The sequence below is a fragment of the Streptomyces gilvus genome, assembly GCF_022513565.1.
Classification (GTDB): Bacteria; Actinomycetota; Actinomycetes; order Streptomycetales; family Streptomycetaceae; genus Streptomyces; species Streptomyces gilvus.
Genome location: NZ_JAKWBE010000001.1, coordinates 655,587 through 673,466 on the forward strand (window position 1 = coordinate 655,587; position 17,880 = coordinate 673,466).

18 protein-coding genes, 1 tRNA gene and 1 pseudogene are annotated in these 17,880 nt (G+C 72.7%); 9 read left to right on the forward strand and 11 right to left on the reverse strand.

Going from position 1 to position 17,880, the window contains the following annotated elements; genetic code table 11:
• The first annotated feature begins 16 nt into the window (after nucleotides 1-16).
• Entirely contained in the window at nucleotides 17-1,054 is a 1,038-nt protein-coding gene (locus MKW14_RS02975; RefSeq protein WP_240858570.1) for a Gfo/Idh/MocA family protein, read from the forward strand.
• Here the strand turns inward: MKW14_RS02975 and MKW14_RS02980 are convergent.
• From MKW14_RS02980 to MKW14_RS03005, 6 genes are all read right to left on the reverse strand, one after another.
• Entirely contained in the window at nucleotides 1,035-1,478 is a 444-nt protein-coding gene (locus MKW14_RS02980; protein WP_240858571.1) for a GNAT family N-acetyltransferase, read from the reverse strand. The genes MKW14_RS02975 and MKW14_RS02980 overlap by 20 nt on opposite strands.
• Before the next feature lies 1 nt (nucleotide 1,479).
• Nucleotides 1,480-2,502: a Gfo/Idh/MocA family protein gene (locus MKW14_RS02985; RefSeq protein WP_240858572.1), complete on the reverse strand. Its 1,023-nt coding sequence runs from the start codon at nucleotides 2,500-2,502 to the stop codon at nucleotides 1,480-1,482.
• A gap of 34 nt (nucleotides 2,503-2,536) precedes the next feature.
• Entirely contained in the window at nucleotides 2,537-3,829 is a 1,293-nt protein-coding gene (locus MKW14_RS02990) for a protoporphyrinogen/coproporphyrinogen oxidase (protein WP_240858573.1), read from the reverse strand.
• Between the two features lie 123 nt (nucleotides 3,830-3,952).
• Nucleotides 3,953-4,957 carry a Gfo/Idh/MocA family protein gene (locus MKW14_RS02995; RefSeq protein WP_240858575.1) on the reverse strand — a complete coding sequence of 335 codons (1,005 nt, stop codon included), beginning with the start codon at nucleotides 4,955-4,957 and terminating at the stop codon, nucleotides 3,953-3,955.
• 46 nt (nucleotides 4,958-5,003) lie between these two features.
• A complete protein-coding gene (locus MKW14_RS03000) occupies nucleotides 5,004-5,780 on the reverse strand; it encodes an SDR family oxidoreductase (protein ID WP_240858576.1) in 777 nt (258 codons plus the stop codon).
• A 28-nt stretch (nucleotides 5,781-5,808) separates the two neighbouring features.
• A complete protein-coding gene (locus MKW14_RS03005; protein WP_240858577.1) occupies nucleotides 5,809-6,975 on the reverse strand; it encodes a phytanoyl-CoA dioxygenase family protein in 1,167 nt (388 codons plus the stop codon).
• A gap of 117 nt (nucleotides 6,976-7,092) precedes the next feature.
• Here MKW14_RS03005 and MKW14_RS03010 point away from each other — a divergent pair, with 117 nt between their 5' ends.
• The 4 genes from MKW14_RS03010 to MKW14_RS03030 all read left to right on the forward strand — a co-directional run bounded on the left by MKW14_RS03010 (nucleotide 7,093) and on the right by MKW14_RS03030 (nucleotide 10,034).
• Nucleotides 7,093-8,124: a LacI family DNA-binding transcriptional regulator gene (locus MKW14_RS03010; protein WP_240858578.1), complete on the forward strand. Its 1,032-nt coding sequence runs from the start codon at nucleotides 7,093-7,095 to the stop codon at nucleotides 8,122-8,124.
• Nucleotides 8,125-8,132: 8 nt separating this feature from the next.
• Nucleotides 8,133-8,735, forward strand: a complete 603-nt coding sequence (locus MKW14_RS03015) for a poly-gamma-glutamate hydrolase family protein (protein WP_240858580.1) — start codon at nucleotides 8,133-8,135, stop codon at nucleotides 8,733-8,735.
• A 166-nt stretch (nucleotides 8,736-8,901) separates the two neighbouring features.
• Entirely contained in the window at nucleotides 8,902-9,414 is a 513-nt protein-coding gene (locus MKW14_RS03025) for a hypothetical protein (protein WP_240858582.1), read from the forward strand.
• Between the two features lie 26 nt (nucleotides 9,415-9,440).
• Nucleotides 9,441-10,034, forward strand: coding sequence for a hypothetical protein (locus tag MKW14_RS03030; RefSeq protein WP_240858583.1), 594 nt, complete (start codon nucleotides 9,441-9,443; stop codon nucleotides 10,032-10,034).
• A gap of 132 nt (nucleotides 10,035-10,166) precedes the next feature.
• Here MKW14_RS03030 and MKW14_RS03035 read toward each other — a convergent pair whose 3' ends face one another.
• The gene (locus MKW14_RS03035) at nucleotides 10,167-11,630 is read right to left on the reverse strand and encodes an MFS transporter (RefSeq protein WP_240858584.1); all 1,464 of its coding nucleotides are present in this window, start codon (nucleotides 11,628-11,630) and stop codon (nucleotides 10,167-10,169) included.
• A gap of 304 nt (nucleotides 11,631-11,934) precedes the next feature.
• Between MKW14_RS03035 and MKW14_RS03040 the strand changes: the two are divergent.
• Nucleotides 11,935-12,411 (forward strand): annotated as a pseudogene (locus tag MKW14_RS03040) (VOC family protein); the annotation flags it as partial.
• Nucleotides 12,412-12,553: 142 nt separating this feature from the next.
• A complete protein-coding gene (locus MKW14_RS03045) occupies nucleotides 12,554-13,330 on the forward strand; it encodes an alpha/beta fold hydrolase (RefSeq protein WP_240858585.1) in 777 nt (258 codons plus the stop codon).
• On the opposite strand, the gene MKW14_RS03050 is transcribed toward MKW14_RS03045, so the two are convergent.
• From MKW14_RS03050 to MKW14_RS03060, 3 genes are all read right to left on the reverse strand, one after another.
• Nucleotides 13,327-14,259 carry an alpha/beta hydrolase gene (locus MKW14_RS03050; RefSeq protein WP_240858586.1) on the reverse strand — a complete coding sequence of 311 codons (933 nt, stop codon included), beginning with the start codon at nucleotides 14,257-14,259 and terminating at the stop codon, nucleotides 13,327-13,329. The genes MKW14_RS03045 and MKW14_RS03050 overlap by 4 nt on opposite strands.
• Before the next feature lie 134 nt (nucleotides 14,260-14,393).
• Nucleotides 14,394-14,825 (reverse strand): BlaI/MecI/CopY family transcriptional regulator, encoded by a 432-nt coding sequence (locus MKW14_RS03055; RefSeq protein ID WP_240858587.1) that lies wholly within the window; start codon nucleotides 14,823-14,825, stop codon nucleotides 14,394-14,396.
• A gap of 94 nt (nucleotides 14,826-14,919) precedes the next feature.
• The gene (locus MKW14_RS03060) at nucleotides 14,920-15,492 is read right to left on the reverse strand and encodes a TetR/AcrR family transcriptional regulator (RefSeq protein ID WP_240858588.1); all 573 of its coding nucleotides are present in this window, start codon (nucleotides 15,490-15,492) and stop codon (nucleotides 14,920-14,922) included.
• A 295-nt stretch (nucleotides 15,493-15,787) separates the two neighbouring features.
• On the opposite strand from MKW14_RS03060, the gene MKW14_RS03065 reads away from it, so the two are divergent.
• Nucleotides 15,788-17,257, forward strand: a complete 1,470-nt coding sequence (locus tag MKW14_RS03065) for an MFS transporter (protein ID WP_240858590.1) — start codon at nucleotides 15,788-15,790, stop codon at nucleotides 17,255-17,257.
• Nucleotides 17,258-17,353: 96 nt separating this feature from the next.
• Nucleotides 17,354-17,427, forward strand: a tRNA-Pro gene (locus tag MKW14_RS03070).
• Here the strand turns inward: MKW14_RS03070 and MKW14_RS03075 are convergent.
• Complete coding sequence (locus MKW14_RS03075) at nucleotides 17,393-17,833, reverse strand: hypothetical protein (RefSeq protein ID WP_240858591.1); 441 nt, start codon at nucleotides 17,831-17,833, stop codon at nucleotides 17,393-17,395. The genes MKW14_RS03070 and MKW14_RS03075 overlap by 35 nt on opposite strands.
• Between the last annotated feature and the right edge of the window lie 47 nt (nucleotides 17,834-17,880).

Sequence of the window (17,880 nt, forward strand, 5' to 3'; positions counted from 1 at the left end):
CCGGAGGGGGACGACCATGATCCGGCACGAGATGCTGCGCGTCGCCGTCATCGGCACCGGGAAGATGGGCGCCGACCATGTCCGCCGTATCCAGGACATCACCAGCGGGGCCCGGGTGAGTGCCGTCGTGGACGTCGATGCGGAACGCGCCAAGGCCGTCGCCGCCCGCGTCGACGGCTGCACCGCCCACACCGACCCGGCCGCGGCGATGGCGGCGGCCGACGTCGACGCCGTGCTCATCGCCTCCCCGGGGCCCGCCCACGAGGCGGCCCTGACGGCGGCGTTCGAGCGGGACCTGCCCGTGCTGTGCGAGAAGCCGCTCACCCCGGACGCGGCCTCCGCCCTGCGTGTCATGGAGGCCGAGCAGCGCCTCGGCCACCGCCGGGTCCAGGTCGGGTTCATGCGGCGCTACGACGCCGAGTACCAGCGGCTCAAGGCCCTCTTGGAGACAGGGCAGCTGGGCCGGCCGCTGCTGCTGCACAACCGGCACCGCAACGTCGCGAGCCCGCCCGGCTGGACCAGCGAGATGCTGATCAACGACTCCGTGGTGCACGAGATGGACGTGACCCGCTGGCTCCTGGACCAGGAGATCACCGCGGTCACGGTGCTGCGCCCCACCCCCTCCGCGAACGCCCCGGACGCGGTGCAGGACCCGCAGTTCGTGGTGTTCGAGACCGACGGCGGCGCTATCGTCGACGTCGAGATCTTCGTCAACTGCGGCTTCGGTTACCAGGTCCAGGCCGAGATGGTCTGCGAACGCGGCACCGCCCGCGTCGGCGACGGCCACGCCCTGGTCACGAACATGGCCGGCCGCTGGGGCGGCACCATCGCCCAGGACTTCGTCGAACGCTTCGCCGACGCCTACGACCGCGAGGTCCAGGCCTGGGTCGACGCCACCCGCCGCGGCGAGGTCACCGGTCCCGGCGTGTGGGACGGCTACGCCGTCGCGGCGGTGTGCGAGGCGGGCGTACGGTCCCTTCAGGACGGCGGCCGGGTGCCCGTGGAGCTGGTGGAACGCCCGCCGCTGTACCGGGTCAGCCGAGCGCGCGGGTGAACACGACCCGCGGCTGACCGGGCCCGTTGTACTCCTCCTCGACGCGCACGCCGAAGCCGAGGCTGCGGTGGAAGGCGATCGAGCCCTCGTTGCCCACCGACGTGATCGCCTTCAGCCGCACCGCGCCCTGCCGCCCCGCGGCCTCGGCGAACGCGTCGTACAACGCGCGTCCCAGGCCCGTGCCCCGGGCGTCGTCCCGCGTGGCGACCAGGTGCACGTACCCCGTGCCGCCGGGCGTGACGAAGCCGATCAGATACCCGAGGACGCCCTCGTCCGAGCGGGCCACCAGACAGGTCTCCCCGAACTCGTGCACCAGCGGCAGCAGATGGAGCGCCCGCAGGTCACGCCCGCCCCAGTACCGGGCGTGATCCGCCAGCACCTGCTGGATGTCGGAGATCCGGGCGGGCGTGACGACGGCACTCATCTCAGCCGCCGACGACGGTGCGCGGCCGCGGCTCGAACCCCGCCGCCCGGTAGCAGGCGTCGATCAACGTCATCGTCGCCACCGCGTCCTTTGGGCCCAGCGGCAACGGGGCGCCGCCGCGCACCCGCGCCGCGAACGCCTCCAGCTGGTAGGTGTACGAGGACCGGGTGCCCAGCCGCTCGGTCCGCTCGCCCCGCGCCGTACGGACCACCACCCGGTCGTCCAGCTGCGGCAGCACGAAGTTCGGGGCGCTCACCTCGCCCTCGGTGCCGATGATCCGGCAGCTCATCTCCAGCTCGTCGTACGCCATGTGACAACGGGCCGAGCCCGTCGCCCCGTTCGGGAACTCCAGCTCGGCGTCCAGCCACTCGTCGACACCGGGCGCCCCCGCCCGTTCGCCGCCCCGCGCGGAGACCAGACGCGGGGCGCCGCCCGCCCACGGGGCCAGCATCCGCACGGCGTGCAGGCTGTAGCAGCCCAGGTCCATCACGGCGCCGCCGGCCAGGGCGAGGGACCAGCGGGGGTCGGCGTCCGGGGGAGCGGGGATGGCGACCAGCGTCTCCACCGCGCGCAGCTCGCCGATCTCGCCGCTCTCCACGATCTCGTGCAGGCGCCGGGTGACCGGGTGGAAGAGGTAGTGGAAGGCCTCCATGAACACCGTGCCGGCCTTCGCCGCCGCCTCCCGCACCTCGGCGGCCTCCTCGGCGTTGCTCGCCGACGGCTTCTCGCTCAGGACGTGCTTGCCGGCCGCGAGGGCGGCGAGGTTCCACGGGCCGTGCAGACCGTTGGCGAGCGGGTTGTAGACGACCTCGACCTCGGGGTCGGCGAGCAGGTCGGCGTAGGAGTTGACGACCCGCTCCACGCCGTGCCCGGCGGCGAAGGCCTCGGCGCGGGACCGGTCGCGGGCGGCCACCGCGACGAGGCGGTGCCCGGCGGCGCGGGCCGGGTCGATCAGGGCGCGCTCGGTGATCCGCGCGGCGCCCAGGACGCCGATGCGCAGGGGCTTGGCGACCGCTTCACTCATGACGGGTGTTCCTCCTTGATCCGTTGCCGCGGGTTCAGTGTGCCGGGGGGAAGTGCCGGCGGGCGAGGTCCTGGGCGTGGGCCACGGTGGACTCGATCAGCTCGAAGGCGGGCAGACCGCCGACGTGGTACGTGTTGGCGCGGCCCTGCAGCGCCTCCAGCCGCTCCAGGACGCCGTCGGCGAGGTCGGCGCTGCCGAAGTGCGGCATGAACGCCCACGCGCACCGCAGATGCACCTCCGCCAGCCGCCCGCCGAGCCCGGCGACGTCCTCCGGCAGCAGCGCCAAGACGTCCTCGGGACGGCCGTAGGAGTAGAAGGTCCGTACGTCGCTGCCCGGGTAGCGGTGGTGGTACGAGACGCAGTGGCCCGTCGCCTCCCGGCTCGCGGTGTGCCGGCCGAGGAAGTAGAAGGCGTCCTCGGGCAGGCCCGGCGCGGAGGCGAGGGTGGTGTGGTAGGCGTTGGCGCGCACGCGTCCGGCGAGGTCGCGCTCCTCCTCGGTGGCGTCCAGGACCGGCAGGATCCGGTCCAGCGGGACGGCCAGCACCAGCGCGTCCGCCGACACCGGCCCGGAGTCGGTGTGCACCCGCACCCCCTCGGCACGGCGCTCGACCGACAGCACGCGCACCCCGCACCGCACGTCCTTCAGCTCGTCGGCGACCCGCTGCCACAGCGCGCCGAACCCGCCCACCACGGTGAACGCGCCCGCGTGGCCCAGGAGACGGGGCCTTTCGGACAACAGGCCGGTCATCTCGGCGTACTTGACGAAGTACAGCGCCGGCACGTCGTCGTCGAGGTAGCCGTACCCGGCGGCCGTGTACCCGGTGCCGAACGACTCGGCCATGGACCGCAGTCCGTGCTCGGCCAGCCATGCGCCGACCGGGGCGGCCAGGGCCCGCGCGGAGTGCGCGAGCCCGGGTTCGGCGATGTGCGGGAACTCCCGTGCGCGCAGGGCCCGGTAGCGCGGGAGGGCGTCGTCGCGCAGGAACGCCATGGACTGCCGGGCGGCCTCGCGTCCCTCGGCTTCGAGGACGCGGTAGCGGCTGGTGCGCTCGGTCTCGACGCCCAGCTCCGCCACCAGCTCCGCGGTCCGCTCGTACATGGGGGTGCAGATGTGGCCGCCGAGGTCGTAGGCGTGCCCGTCGACGTCGACGCTGCGGCACTTGCCGGCCACGGTGTCCTGTTCCTCCAGCACGGTCACGCGGTGCCCGGCGCGCTCCAGTTCCCGGGCGACGGCGAGGCCGCTCGGTCCGGCGCCGACGACCACCGCGCTGCGGTGGCGGGCGGTGCCTTCGTAGGGCGGGGACATCGGCTTCTGGCCGGCGTTCATGGTCGTCGCTCCTCGGTTGGGCGGGACGTGATCCGTCCCATGGTCATACGGGGAGAGACGCGATGATGTTCCGGGTGCCTGAGCCGGCCGGCACCCGGAACACCGCAGCCGGGGCGGTGCCCGTCAGCCGGCGCGGACCTCGGCGATCGTCACCGACCGGTGCTCCTGCAGGGACAGCGTGCAGGCGTCGGCGATCCAGCCGGCCTCCAGGGCGTCCGCGATCGTGCACGGCGAGGGGATCCTCCCGGCCACGACCTCGGTGAACGCGGTGAGTTCGGCGCGGTAGGCCTCGGTGAAGCGGTCCATGAAGAAGTCGTGCGGGGTGCCCGCCGGGAAGGTCACGCCGGGCTCGACCGAGCGCAGCGGGAGCTTGTCCTCCAGGCCCACCGCGATGGAGTCCTTGAAGCCGTGGATCTCCATGCGGACGTCGTAACCCCGGGCGTTGTGGCGGGAGTTGGACACCACGCAGATGGTGCCGTCGTCGAGAGTGAGGATCGCGCCGGTGGTGTCGGCGTCGCCCGCCTCCTTGATGTACTCGGCGCCCCGGTTGCCGCCGACGGCGTACACCTCGACGACCTCGCGGCCGGTCACCCAGCGGATGATGTCGAAGTCGTGCACGCTGCAGTCGCGGAAGATGCCGCCGGAGGCGGCGATGTAGGCGGCCGGCGGCGGCGCCGGGTCCAGCGTGGTCGAGCGCACGGTGTGCAGGGTGCCCAGCTCACCGCTCCGCACGGCGGCGCGGGCGGCGACGAAACCGGCGTCGAAGCGGCGGTTGTAGCCGATCTGGATCGGCACGTCCGTGCCCTCGACGGCCTTGAGGACCTGGACGCCCTCGGCCATGGTCCTGGCCACCGGCTTCTCGCAGAAGACGGGGATGCCGGCCTCGACGCCGGCCAGGATCAGCCCGGGGTGGGCGTCCGTCGCGGCCGCGACCACGATGCCGTCGACACCGGCGGCCAGCAGGGCCTGAGGCGAGTCCACGACCTCGCCGCCGAACCGCTCCGCGGCGGACTTGGCGGCGTCCGCGAACGGGTCGGTGAGGACGAGCGACTCGACCACGTCGAGCCCGGAGAGGGTCTCGGCGTGGAAGGCGCCGATACGGCCGAGGCCGAGAATGCCGATACGCATGGGGTGCAGCTCCTTGAGTGGTTCTCGCGAGCGGAGAGGAGGGGGGTCAGTCGAGGCCGCCGAGGACGTTCTGGTCCCAGTCGATCACCGATCCGGTGACCACGCCCGAGCGGTCCGACAGCAGGAAGACCACGAAGTCGGCGATCTCGTCGGGCTGGCCCAGCTTGCCCATCGGCAGCCTGGCCGCGGCCTGCTCGCGCCAGTCGTCGCCGGCGCCGTGGAAGGCCTTCTGCGTGGCGTCCTCGCCCTCGGTCGCCGTCCAGCCGATGTTCAGTCCGTTGATGCGGACCCGGTCGAAGCGGTGGGCGTGCGCGGCGTTGCGGGTCAGGCCGATCAGACCGGCCTTGGCGGCGACGTACGGGGCGAGGAAGGGCTGCCCGCCGTGCGCCGAGGAGGTGATGATGTTGACGACCGTGCCGGGCGCCTTGCGGGCGACCATGTCCGCGACGGCGGCCTGCATGGCGAAGAACGGCGCCTTCAGGTTGATCGCGATGTGCTGGTCGAACAGCTCCGGCGTGGTGTCGAGCAGCGTGCCCCGGGAGGTGAGCCCCGCGGAGTTGACCAGGCAGTCGATCCGCCCGTACGCGGCGACCACGTCCTCCACGGCGGCCTTGGCCTGCCCGGCGTCAGCGAGGTCGGCGCGGACGAACATCGCCTTGCCGCCGGCGCCCGTCAGCTCGGCGACCAGCGCCTCGCCGGGCTCCGGCCGCCGGCCGGCGACGGCCACGACCGCCCCCTCACGCACGGCGGCCCGCGCGATGGCGGCGCCCACTCCCTGGCTGCCGCCGTTGACGAGGACGACCTTGTCGTCGAGAAGTCCCATGGTGTCTGCGTTGTCCTTTCGGCTCACGTCAGCTGGTCCGCCGTTCGCTGCCCGCCCGCAGCTCGTCGCGCAGGGTCCGCGGGGTCCAGGCCTCGGCGAGGGCCCGGCGTACGACGTCCGCCTGCGAGGGCGGGGCGAGGCCGTCCACCGGTGGGTCGCTGTCGAGGTTGGTGGGGAAGGGGTAGCCCTCGGCGCTCGCGGCGATCACGTTCTCCAGCCAGGCCGCGTCGGCGCCGTCCGCTCTGCGCCGCAGCAGCACCGGGTAGACGGCGTTCGTCACCGCCTCCCGGTCCACGGTCTCCATCGCGCGCCCGAAGGCCGAGGAGACCTGGAGCAGGTTGGCCATGCGCCGCACGTCCGTGGTGCGGTTGGTGCCGGCGGCGTGGAACAGCGCCGGGTTGAAGAAGGCGGCGTCGCCCTTGGCGAGCGGGAGCTGGACGTGGTGCTCCTTGAAGTACGTCTGGAACTCCGGCCGCCGCCAGGCCAGGTAGCCGGGCTCGTAGGCCTGCGAGAAGGGCAGGTACAGCGTCGGCCCCGACTCCACCGGCATGTCGCGGTGGGCGACCGCGCCCTGCAGGGTGAGCACGGGGGAGAGGCGGTGCACATGCGCCGGATACGCCGCGGCGGCCTCGTCGGAGAGGAAGCCGAGGTGGTAGTCGCGGTGCGCGGTCTGCGCGAGACCGCCCGGGTTGACGACGTTGACCTGCGAGGTCACCTGATAGCCGGGGCCCAGCCAGGCCTGCGAGACCAGGGCGAGCACGGGGTTGGCGTAGTAGTCGGCGAACGCCGCCGGGTCGTAGAGCGCCGCCTTCTCCAGCGCGTTCCACACCCGCTCGTTCGCGCCGGGCCTGGCGAAGTGGTCGCCGGCCGTCAGGCCCGCCGCGTACTGCTCGCGGATCAGCGCCTCGAACACCTCGGTGAGCCGGTCGACCACCGCCGCGTCGGGGAACGCCCCCCGGAACACCACGACGCCGGGGCCGTCGGTCAGCGCCCTGACCAGCTCCTCCTGGATGTCCCGGCGCTCCCGGGCCGCCCCGAGGCGCCCGGCGTCGTACAGCAGGACGTTCCGCTCCACCCCTGAGGCGTGCGGGTAGTCGGCGGGGTCGGCCGTCCGCTCGACCAGCGCGCGGAAGGAGTCGAGGTCGCAGTCCTGCTCGGACAGCCAGGCACGGCGGTGTACGGCGGTGAAGGACATCTGCGTCCTCTCGGTGACAGGGGCGACTCAGCGCTGCCATTCTTGTCAGCACAAACCCGTCGAACAACCAGCAGGCGGCCATCAAAAACCCCTCAAGGAGACCCGAGGAGTCACCGCATGGGCCATCCCTTCCCGATCCGGGAGATCGCACGTCAGGCCGGCCTGAGCGAGGCCACGGTGGACCGGGTCCTCAACGCCCGGGGCGGGGTGCGTGAGTCCACCGTGCGGGAGGTCCGGCAGGCCATCGCCGACCTGGACCGCCAGCGCACCCAGGTCCGGCTGCTCGGCCGGACCTTCATGATCGACATAGTGATGCAGACCCCGGAGCGGTTCTCCACCGCCGTGCGCGCCGCCCTGGAGGCCGAACTGCCCTCGCTGCACCCCGCCGTCGTGCGCTCCCGCTTCCACTTCCGCGAGACCGGCCCGGTGGCGGAGCTGACGCGGATCCTGGACCGGATCGCCCGGCGCGGCTCGCAGGGCGTGATCCTCAAGGCGCCGGACGTCCCCGAGATCACCGCCGCCGTCGCCCGCCTCGCCGAGGCCGGCATCCCCGTCGTCACGCTCGTCACCGACCTGCCCGCGACCGCCCGCCTCGGCTATGTCGGCATCGACAACCGGGCGGCCGGCGCGACCGCCGCGTACCTGATGGGCCAGTGGCTCGGCGGCCGGCCCGGCAACGTCCTCACCAGCCTCAGCAGCGGCTTCTTCCGCAACGAGGAGGAGCGCGAGATGGGCTTCCGCAGCGTCATGCGCGCCCGTCACCCCGAGCGCGCGCTGGTCGAGATCGCCGAGGGCCAGGGCCTGGACGCCACTCAGTACGACCTCGTACGGGCCGCCCTGGAACGCGACCCGGACATCCGGGCCGTCTACTCCATCGGCGGCGGCAACATCGCCACCCTGCGCGCCTTCGAGGACCTGGGCCGCGAGTGCGCCGTGTTCGTCGCGCACGACCTCGACCACGACAACACCCTCCTGCTGCGCGAGCACCGCCTCTCCGCCGTCCTCCACCACGACCTGCGCCAGGACATGCGCGAGGCCTGCCACATCGTCATGCGCGCCCATGACGCCCTGCCGCCCGCCGGACCCACCCTGCCGTCCGCGATCCAGGTGGTCACCCCGTACAACCTGCCCCCGCAGGCGACGAGTTGAGGCCGCGCGTGACCACCGTGACCGAAGAGGTGGAGATCGAGGGAGTCCGGCTGCTCGCCACCCTCACCCCGGGCGGCGAGATCGGACTGCTCGCCCTGCACGGCAGCAACGAGGGCGGTACGGCCGAACTCGCGCGGTCGGTCGCGGACCGCTGCGGCGCCACCAGCCTGGTCTTCACCCAGCCCGGCGTGCGCCGGCCGGTGCACATCCCGTCCCCGCGCATGGCCGTGGAGCACTGCGCGCTCCTGGGGACCTTCCTGGACCACGTCTCGGTCACGGTCTCCCTGCACGGCCACATGCGCCCGGCGACGCCCCGCTCCGTCTTCCTCGGCGGCGGCAACCGGTCCGCGGCACGGCTGCTCGCCTCCGGGCTGAGCGCCCTGCGACCGGAGTTCGACCCGGTCACCGACCTCGACGAGATCCCGCGCTCGCTGCGCGGGCTGCACGCCCGCAATCCGGTGAACCTGACCCGCCGGGGCGGCGTCCAGGTCGAACTCCCGCTCTCCGCCCGGACCGTGCGCTCCGGCGGCTGGGACCCCGAGGTCCCCGACACGCCCCCGCACCACGTCGTGGACGCCCTCGTCAAGGGCGTACGGATGCTCACAGAGTGATGGCGTACACCTTGCGCACCGTCTCGTGCACGGCCCACCTCGTCCGGCCGCCCGCGCACAGGACGACCCTGTCCCCGGGCCCCACCGTCTGTGCGGTATCCGCCCAGGTGGAAGGACACATCGTCGCGACTGGCGGGCCGCACGGCGCCGGGTGATCGTGGAGGGCATGGCGCAGAGCACGGCGGCCGGCTCCGGGCCGCACCGGCACGACACCCGCGAGACGGTCCTGTTCGGCGGCGTGTACGGCTCCGTCCTGGCCTGCTCCATGGTCGCGGCCCTCTCCCAGTACGGCCACACCTCCCGCGCCAGCCGCCGCTACGACGCCCTGTGGCTGCTGGTGACCGCGCTGGCCTCCGCCCTCGCGCACGGCTACGCCCACTACATCGCCGAACGCGAACCGCACCGCCGCTGGGACGCCGTACGCGCCCTCGCCGAGGAATGGCCGCTGGTCACGGCCGTCCTGCCGACGGTGCTGCTGCTCGCGGGCGCCGGCTGGGGCTGGTGGCCGCCGAAGGGCGTGGAGAACGCGGCGTTCGTACTGAACATCGTGCTGCTGTTCACCCTCGGTCTGGTCACCGCCCGCTTCTCGCGCCGCACCTGGCCGGTGTCCGCCCTCACCGGCGTGGGGGACGCGTTGCTCGGCGTGGTCGTCGTCGTGGCCAACGCCGTCATCAAGTGACCCAGTTCACTGTAGGGTCGTCCCCCGTGGGGACGGACATCGACGGCGCCATCGAGAGCAGATCGGCAGACGGACGCTGGCAGATCGAGGCCGATCTGCTGGACCTCAGACCTCCGCGGGACTACGACGCCTGGGAGTGCCTGTTCGGCGTGCGCGGAACGGGCGACGTGGAGCGCCCGCTCTTCGCCGAGCGCGGGATCCCGGCCGACCTCTCGGAGGAGGTGCGGGAGGCGGCGGTCGGCGCCTACCAGTACAGCCACACCTACGCCACCTGGGCCGAGGTCCGCGCCGTCGACTGGGACGCGCCGCTCGCCGCCCGGCCCGCCTGGAACCGGGCGCTCAGACGCGGCCCGGAGGGCGACGAGATCGTACGGGTGACTCCCCGCCTGCGTGAGGCGGCCGCCGACACCTTCGGCGGGGACCTGCTGCTCGCCCCCGCGGAGTGGCCGCCCGGCAGCCAGGTGCGGCTGGGCGACGCGGTGTACCGGCCCGTCCTGCTCACGGCCCGGCTGCTCGCGCCGCCGAACGAGGGATGCTGGTCGCAGGTGTGGAGCGCGATGCGGGCCCTCGCGGCCGAGTACGGCGACGAACAGGTGCGGCTGGTCGTCTGGTTCGGCTGACCGTCAAGCGGAGCCTCGTCCAGGACCTCACACGGACGGGTGATCCTCGCACGGCTGCAGCTGCCCCACAACGCCGGACGGCCGCCGTTCCGTGCGGGAACGGCGGCCGTGGGTGCGGCGGTTGACGGAGGGTCAGGCCTTGGTGGTCACGGCCTCGGTCTGCTCGTCCGCCTCGGCCGCCGTCGGCGCCGCCGCCTGACGGCGGGGGATGAAGGTGGCGAGGAGGAAGGCGAGCAGGGCGGCTCCGGCGCCGATGGCCATGACGACCTTGAAGCCGTTCTCCGAGGGGAGGGCGTGCCCGCCGAAGTCGGTGGTCATCTGGGCCAGGATCACACCGGCGAGGGCGCTGGCGAAGCTGGTGCCCAGCGAACGCATCAGCGTGTTGAGGCTGGTGGCGGCACCGGTCTGCGACGGGTCGACCGCGCCCATGATCAGGGCGGGCAGGGCGCCGTAGGTGAAGCCGACGCCGGCGCCGATGATGCAGGAGACCAGGATGAGGTGCCAGACCTCGCTCATCAGGAGGATGTTCAGGGCGTAACCGGAGGCCACGATCAGCGCGCCGATCATCAGGGTGACCTTGGGGCCCTTGGCCCTGGTGACGGCCGCGGACGCGGCGGACATGGCCATCATGACCAGGCCCTGCGGGGCGAGCACCAGGCCGACCGTCAGCATGGACTTGCCGAGGCCGTAGCCCGTCTGGGTGGGCAGCTGGAGCAGCTGCGGCAGCACCAGGGACATCGCGAACATCGAGAAGCCGAGGGCGACGGAGGCCAGGTTGGTGAAGAGCACCTGGGGCCTGGCGGTGGTCCGCAGGTCGACCAGCGGGTGCGCGGCCCTGAGCTCGTAGAAGCCCCAGCCGGCCAGGATCACCACGGCCGCGGCGCCCAGACCCAGCGTGGTGCCGGAGGTCCAGCCCCAGTCACCGCCCTTGGAGACGGCCAGCAGCAGCGAGACCAGACCGGCTGACAGTCCGAGCGAGCCGACCAGGTCGAAGCGGCCGCCGGTACGCACCTTGGACTCGGGCACGATCAGCAGCACCAGCACGAGGGAGACGGCACCCAGCGCGGCCGAGGTCCAGAACAGGATGTGCCAGTCCCACTTGTCGGCGACGAACGCGGCGGCCGGCAGCCCCAGCGCGCCACCGACACCGAGCGAGGCGCTCATCAGCGCGGTGGAACCCGCCAGCCGGTCGGCCGGCAGCGCGTCGCGCATGATGCTGATGCCCAGCGGCACCACGGCCGCGGCGAGGCCCTGCAGGGTACGGCCGATGATCATCGGGACCAGTGAGTCGGCGAGGGCGCAGACCACGGAGCCGGACACCAGCAGCACGATGCTGACCATCAGCATGCGCCGCTTGCCGATCATGTCGCCGAGCCGGCCCATGACCGGGGTGGCCACGGCGGCGGCCAGCAGGGTGGCGGTGACGGCCCAGGCGGTGTTGGACGCCGAGGCGTGCAGCAGGGTGGGCAGCTCGGGGACGATCGGGATGACCAGGGTCTGCATCAGCGAGACGACGATGCCGGCCAGGGCCAGGACCGCCACCACGGCGTTCGGCTCCGGACCCGCGTCGGCGGGTCGGGTCAGGGCGTCGGACATGGCTTGGCCTCCGGACAAGGGTTTGCTTGACTTACGCAAGCATAGAGGGGTTGATTGAGTTAAGCAAGCTAATGCCTGAGGGTCGCCGCGAGCGGCAGGTCGGCGACGACCTCGAAGCCCCCGAAAGCCCGCGGCCCCGCCCGGAGCCGGCCCCCGACGGAACGGGCCCGCTCCCGCATCCCGAGCGCGTGCCGTAACCGTGGCCCGGGGGAGAGGGGAGCCCCGGTCGTCCGTCGTTGACGACCGTCACCGTCAGCCGGTTGGGCCCGTAGACGAGCCGTACCTCCGCCGCGCGGACGCCGCCCTCGCCGCCGACGTGCTCGCCAACGCCGAGTTCCAGGAACACCTCCTGGGCGCCCGCCCCACCGAGCAGATCCAGCTCGACTCGGGCCGGATCGCGGCCCGTTGGCTGACCTTCAGCAACAAGTCGTACGACGTCGTCTACACCGAGGACCGGACCGGCTCCACCGGCCGGCTGCACCACATCGCCTTCGCGACCGACACCCGCGAGGACATCCTGCGCGCCGCCGATCTCGCCATCGACACGGGCGTGTTCATCGAGACGGGACCGCACAAGCACGCCATCCAGCAGACGTTCTTCCTGTACGTCTACGAGCCCGGCGGCAACCGGATCGAGCTGTGCAACCCGCTCACCCGTCTCGTGCTCGCGCCCGACTGGCCGCTGATCACCTGGACCGAGGAGGAGCGGAAGAAGGGGCAGGCCTGGGGACTGCGGACCATCGAGTCCTTCCACACGCACGGCACACCGCCGGTCGGCTGAGCCTTGGGCAAGTCGGTGCTGACGGAGGCGGAGGGCGCTCGCGGCCGGCCGATTCTCGGGTTCGACGTCGGATCGAACCGTGTCGTGCTGTGTACCGGGGGCCAGAGATGCGGGCGGGCGGTAGGGGAGTCACGCTCGGGGTATGACGGAGCGATGGGACGTGCGGCGGGCGGGGCCCGTCGAGGCGGTGCACCGGGTGCTGATGATTCCGGGGGGCATGGCCTCGACCGGGTTCTACGCGGATGTGATGGCCGAGCCCGCGCTCGCCGGGCTGGGCCTGGTCGCCGTGACCATGCCGGGATTCGCCGGGACACGGGCGCCCGGGGACGTCAGGATGGAGTACTACGCGGAGCTGATGGCACGGTTCGCGGCCGACAACGACTGTGACGTGGTCGTCGGGCACAGCCTCGGGGCGAACGTGGCGATCGAGATGGCCGCGGCCGGACTGTTCAAGGGACCGCTGGTCCTGCTGTCGCCGACCTTCTCGCGTGCGGACGAGGCGACGTTCCTCACGGTGATGAACGGGCTGGGCCGCGTGCCGCTGCTCGGGGCGGCCTCTTGGACGGGCCTGGTCAAACTGATGCCCAAGGCGATGAAACGGGAACTGCCCCCGCACCGGGCCGAGGAACTCCTCGCGGACGTGGCCGCCAACGATCCCGCCGTCTGCCGCCGGATCGTACGGCGCTACTACGAGTACCTGGACCGCCACCCGGCACTGGTCCCACGGCTGTGCGAGGCCGCGGTCCCGGCGTGGGTCGTGCGCGGCGACCGCGACGAGATCGGCCTGAGCGACGAGGAGCGGACAGAACTGGAGGCCTGCCCGCACGTGCGGATCGTCACCGTGCCCGACGCCGGCCACATGCTCGTGGTCCAGCAGCCCGAGCGGGTCGCCGCCGTCATCGCGGAGGCGGCGGCCTAAGCGCCCGCCATGGCCTCCCGTATATGACGGGCGATCAGGTCATAGGTCTCCCGGGCCCGTTGGCCGTCCGAGCCGTCGTAACCGTGATCGACCCCCGGTACATCGAGGTACTCCAGCAACGCTCCCGCCGTCCGCAGCCGATCGGCGTACCGCGCGCCCTCCGCCTTGAGCAGGTCCAGCTCGGCCGTGATGACCACCGTCGGCGCGATCCCCTTCAGGTCGGCCGTGTCCGAGGAGTGCGCGGGAGACACCAGCCGGTCGGTGCGCGACGCCGGGTCAGGGACGTACGACGTGTCGAAGACGTCGGCCATCCAGGGCCGCAGCACCGGCTTGGCGGCGGCGCTGTGCTTCTCACGGGCGTTCGTCGCCAGATCCAGCGGCGGATAGTGCAGGACCTGCAGGGCGATGGACGGCCCGCCCTCCTCCAGCGCCTGCCGTGCCACCGCCGCCGCGAGGCCGCCCCCGGCGCTCTGTCCGCCGACGGTGAGCCGGGCACCGTCCCAGCCGTGCTCCGCGCCGTGCTCGGCGAGCCACCGCACGATCTCGTACGCCTGCCGGGGCGGCGCCGGGAAGGGATGCTGCGGGGCGACGGCGTAGTCGACGTTGACGACGGCCACGCCCGCCTCGACGGCGAGGAAGCGGCACAGCGGGTCGTCGATCTCCGTCAGCGCCACGACATATCCGCCGCCGTGGAAGTTGACGTGGACGGGCGGTGTCCCTTCGACGGCCGGCCGGTAGACCGTGGCGCGGGCGGGACCGATCGACGTGGGGACGGTCAGCTCGCTGACGGTACGCGGATACTCGGGGAACCTCGCGTGGGACGCGGCGGCGGACCCGCGTCCGCCGGATCGCCGGTCGGCCAGCCGGGTCAGGCGCTGCATGGTTCTGGCGGCGACGGCGGCCACCGAGGGCCGGGCCAACAGGGACATACCGGCTCCCTTCGAGGGCGTGCTTGAGGGAACCGATCATCAGGATTCCTGCTGATCGGTGGAGGGGAACATAGCACGCCGACGTGGGGCGGACGTGCTCGTGGGGGCCGGGCCGCCGTCCCGCCCGCAGCCGCTCAGGGGCCCTCGGTCGCCGAACCGTTCCCGTCGTCGTGTCCGGTGTCGTGTCCGGCGTCGCCCTCCGCGAGCAGTCGGTGCAGCAACTCCTCGTCCTCGCGCGAGAGTTCGGAGACGAAGCGGCTCAGCACGGCCTCGCGGTCGGAGCCGTGTTCCAGCAGCGCGTGCATCTGCTCGGCGGTGTGGGACGCCTCGTCGCGCACGGGCGCGTACGCGTAGCCCCGTCCCGCGCGGTGGCGGACCAGCATCCCCTTGTCGTACAGCCGCGACAGGATCGTCAGCACGGTGGTGTAGGCGAGGTCGCCGGGCAGCCGGTCAAGGACCTGCCGGGCGGTCAGCGCGCCGTCGGCCGCCCACAGCGCGGCCAGCACGCCGCTCTCCAGCTCGCCGCGGGCCCGCCTGCCGGATGCCTCGCTCTCCCGGTCGCGCACCGCACCTCACCGTCCTCGGTCGCCCGGCGCCTCAGCCTACCCGCCGGTCTACTACGACTTGTACGAGAATGTACGGTGCCGGGCCGTTCGCTGATCAGCGGGCGGTGGTGCGGACCCCGTCCAGGGCGATGGCGAGCACGCGGTCGCGCTGGGCGTCGTCGTCGAAGGCCGTCGCCGTGATCCCGGCGACCATCCGCAGCAGGTCGACGAAGTCCATGTCCTTGCGGGCCTCGCCGGCCGCCTGCGCCCGTTCGAACAGCGGTCCGCCGGCCCCGTGCATCGACTCCCGGCACGCCTGGAAGATCTCCGACTCGTCGTTGAGCGCCTCACGCACCGCCCGCTTGGTCACCATGTACTCGGTGAACCGCCGCAGCCATGTCGTCAGCGCCTCCCACGGCTCGAGCCCGGCGACCTCATCGGCGACCCGGCACAGTTCGTCGACCTCGTCCGCGTACACGCTCTCGAAGAGGGCCCGGCGGGTGGGGAAGTTGCGGTACAGCGTGCCGATGCCGACGCCCGCGCGGCGGGCGATGTCCTCCAGGGACGCGTCCGCCCCGTGGGCCGCGAACGCCTCGCGGGCCGCGTCCAGCAGGGCGTCGAAGTTGCGTGCGGCGTCCTTCCGGTGCGGTCGCCGCGACGCCACGATCTCGCCGACGGGGAACGTCACGGATGCCTCCTGAACATGACTCTGGACGTGACTGATACGGAGGGTTGCCTCCGTTACTTGAAGCGGAGGTGTGCCTCCGCTAGAGTGGAGGCGTACCTCCACTTTAGCAGTGCGGGTGCGCCCGCCGTGGATCCACACGGCCCGCGCATCCACCCACCACCTTTCCTTTCCTTTCCTTTCCGCGACCGCTCACCGCGGCCGTCGGCGTGCCCGCAGCCGCCCCACCGGCGCCGGGCCCGTACGACCGTGGCCAGAGAACCCCGGCCGCACCCCGTTCGTTCGGAGAGGCACGTCCATGCCCCGCAAGTCCACCCGTCTCACCTTCGCGGTCCTCGCGACCGGCGCCGGTGTGTTCTCCATGCTGCAGTCGCTGATCGCGCCGGCCCTGCCGACCGTCCAGCACGCGCTGCACACCTCGCAGTCCACCGCGACCTGGGTGATGACGGCCTACCTGCTGTCCGCCTCCGTCTTCACCCCGATCCTCGGCCGCGTCGGCGACCTGGTCGGCAAGAAGCGCACCCTCGTCTCCGTACTGCTCGTCGTCCTGGCCGGCTGTCTGCTGGCCGCGCTCGCCCCGACCATCGGCGTGCTGATCGTCGCCCGGGTCGTGCAGGGCGTCGGCGGCGCCCTGTTCCCGCTGTCCTTCGGCATCATCCGCGACGAGTTCGAGGCCTCCCGGGTCAGCGGCAGCATCAGCAACCTGTCCGCCGTCATCGCCGCGGGCGGCGGCATCGGCATCGTCGCGGCCGGACCGATCGTGTCCGCGCTCGACTACCGCTGGCTGTTCTGGATCCCCGTGGGCGTCGTCGCGGTCACCGCGCTGATCGCCCTGCGCTACGTCCCCGAGTCGCCCAACCGGGCCCAGGGCAACGTCAGTTGGCTCGGAGCCGGGCTGCTGTCGGCCTGGCTGGTGGCGCTGCTGCTGCCGCTGAGCCAGGCGAGCGTCTGGGGCTGGGGCTCGATCAGGGTCGTCGGCCTGTTCGCCGCCGCGGTCGTGCTGTTCACCGCCTGGCTGCTGTCCGAGGCCCGCTCCCGCACCCCGCTGATCGACCTGCGCGTGATGCGGCTGCCCGCCGTGTGGACCACCAACGCCGCGGCCCTGCTGTTCGGCGCCGGCATGTACGCGCTGTGGTCCTTCCTGCCCGGCTTCGTCCAGACGCCGAGCTCCGCGGGATACGGCTTCGGCGCGAGCGTCACGACGTCCGGACTGCTGATGCTGCCGATGCTGGTGGCCATGTTCTTCTCCGGCATCCTCAGCGGCCGGCTGGAGCCCGTCGTCGGTGCCAAGTCCCTCCTCGCGACCGGTGCCGCGCTCGGCGCCGTCGCCCTCGGCCTGCTCGCCGCCTGGCATGACGAGCAGTGGCAGATCGCCCTGGTCTCGGGCGTGTTCGGCCTCGGCATCGGCCTCGCCTTCGCCTCCATGGCCAACCTGATCGTCGGCAGCGTCCCGGCCTCCCAGACCGGCGCCGCGACCGGCATGAACGCCAACATCCGCACCATCGGCGGCTCCATCGGCGCGGCCGTGACCAGCGTCCTGGTCACCGGGCACCTCCAGCCCTCGGGCCTGCCGTACGCCTCCGGCTACACCCACGGCTTCGCCCTGCTGGCGGCGCTGTGCCTGGCGGCGGCCCTGGCCGCGCTGCTGGTGCCGACGGCACGCGCGGGCCGCCCCGGCCCCACGGCCCGGGCCGCCTCCGTCCCGGCGGAGGCCGAGGTCGAGGCCGAGGCCGAGCCGCGGACGGTCACGTCCGGCTCCGCGAGCTGACGCCCGGAGCCACGCCCACCGGGCCCGGCGGGAACACCGTCCCGCATACGGTAAAGTTGACCTGCCTGATCGCCCGGGTCACCGTGCGAGAGGCACCGGGACGTGGCGCAGCTTGGTAGCGCACTTGACTGGGGGTCAAGGGGTCGCAGGTTCAAATCCTGTCGTCCCGACGGTGTTCACCAGCGGGTCTGCCGGAAACGGCAGACCCGTCGCCGTGTACGCCGGTGCGCTCGCACGTGCGCCGTCCAGGTCTCCTCGCTCGATGCGGCTCTGCAGTTCCTCCAGGGCCCACCGCGGTCCGGCCTCGCCGCGCGCCGCGAACGCGCGCTCGCGTGGCCACACGACGACCGCGGCCCTCCTGTACCAGTGATCCAGGGGGAACTGGTCCCTGCCGTACACCAGCAGCGCGTGCGGCTCGGCCCGCAGCAGGGTGGTCGCCGGGAGAGCGAGCTCGACCCGGAAATGCTCCAGCGCGCCTCTCAGCAGCGTCGGCCAGGAGGGGCCGGCCAGGGTGTGGAGTGACCCCCGGGATTCCGACCCCCGTAAGAGGTCGCCGGGGGGCGGCGGGCAGCCCATGGGACGGGTCCTTCCGCCGGGAGACGGAGACGCACATCGGTCCGGCG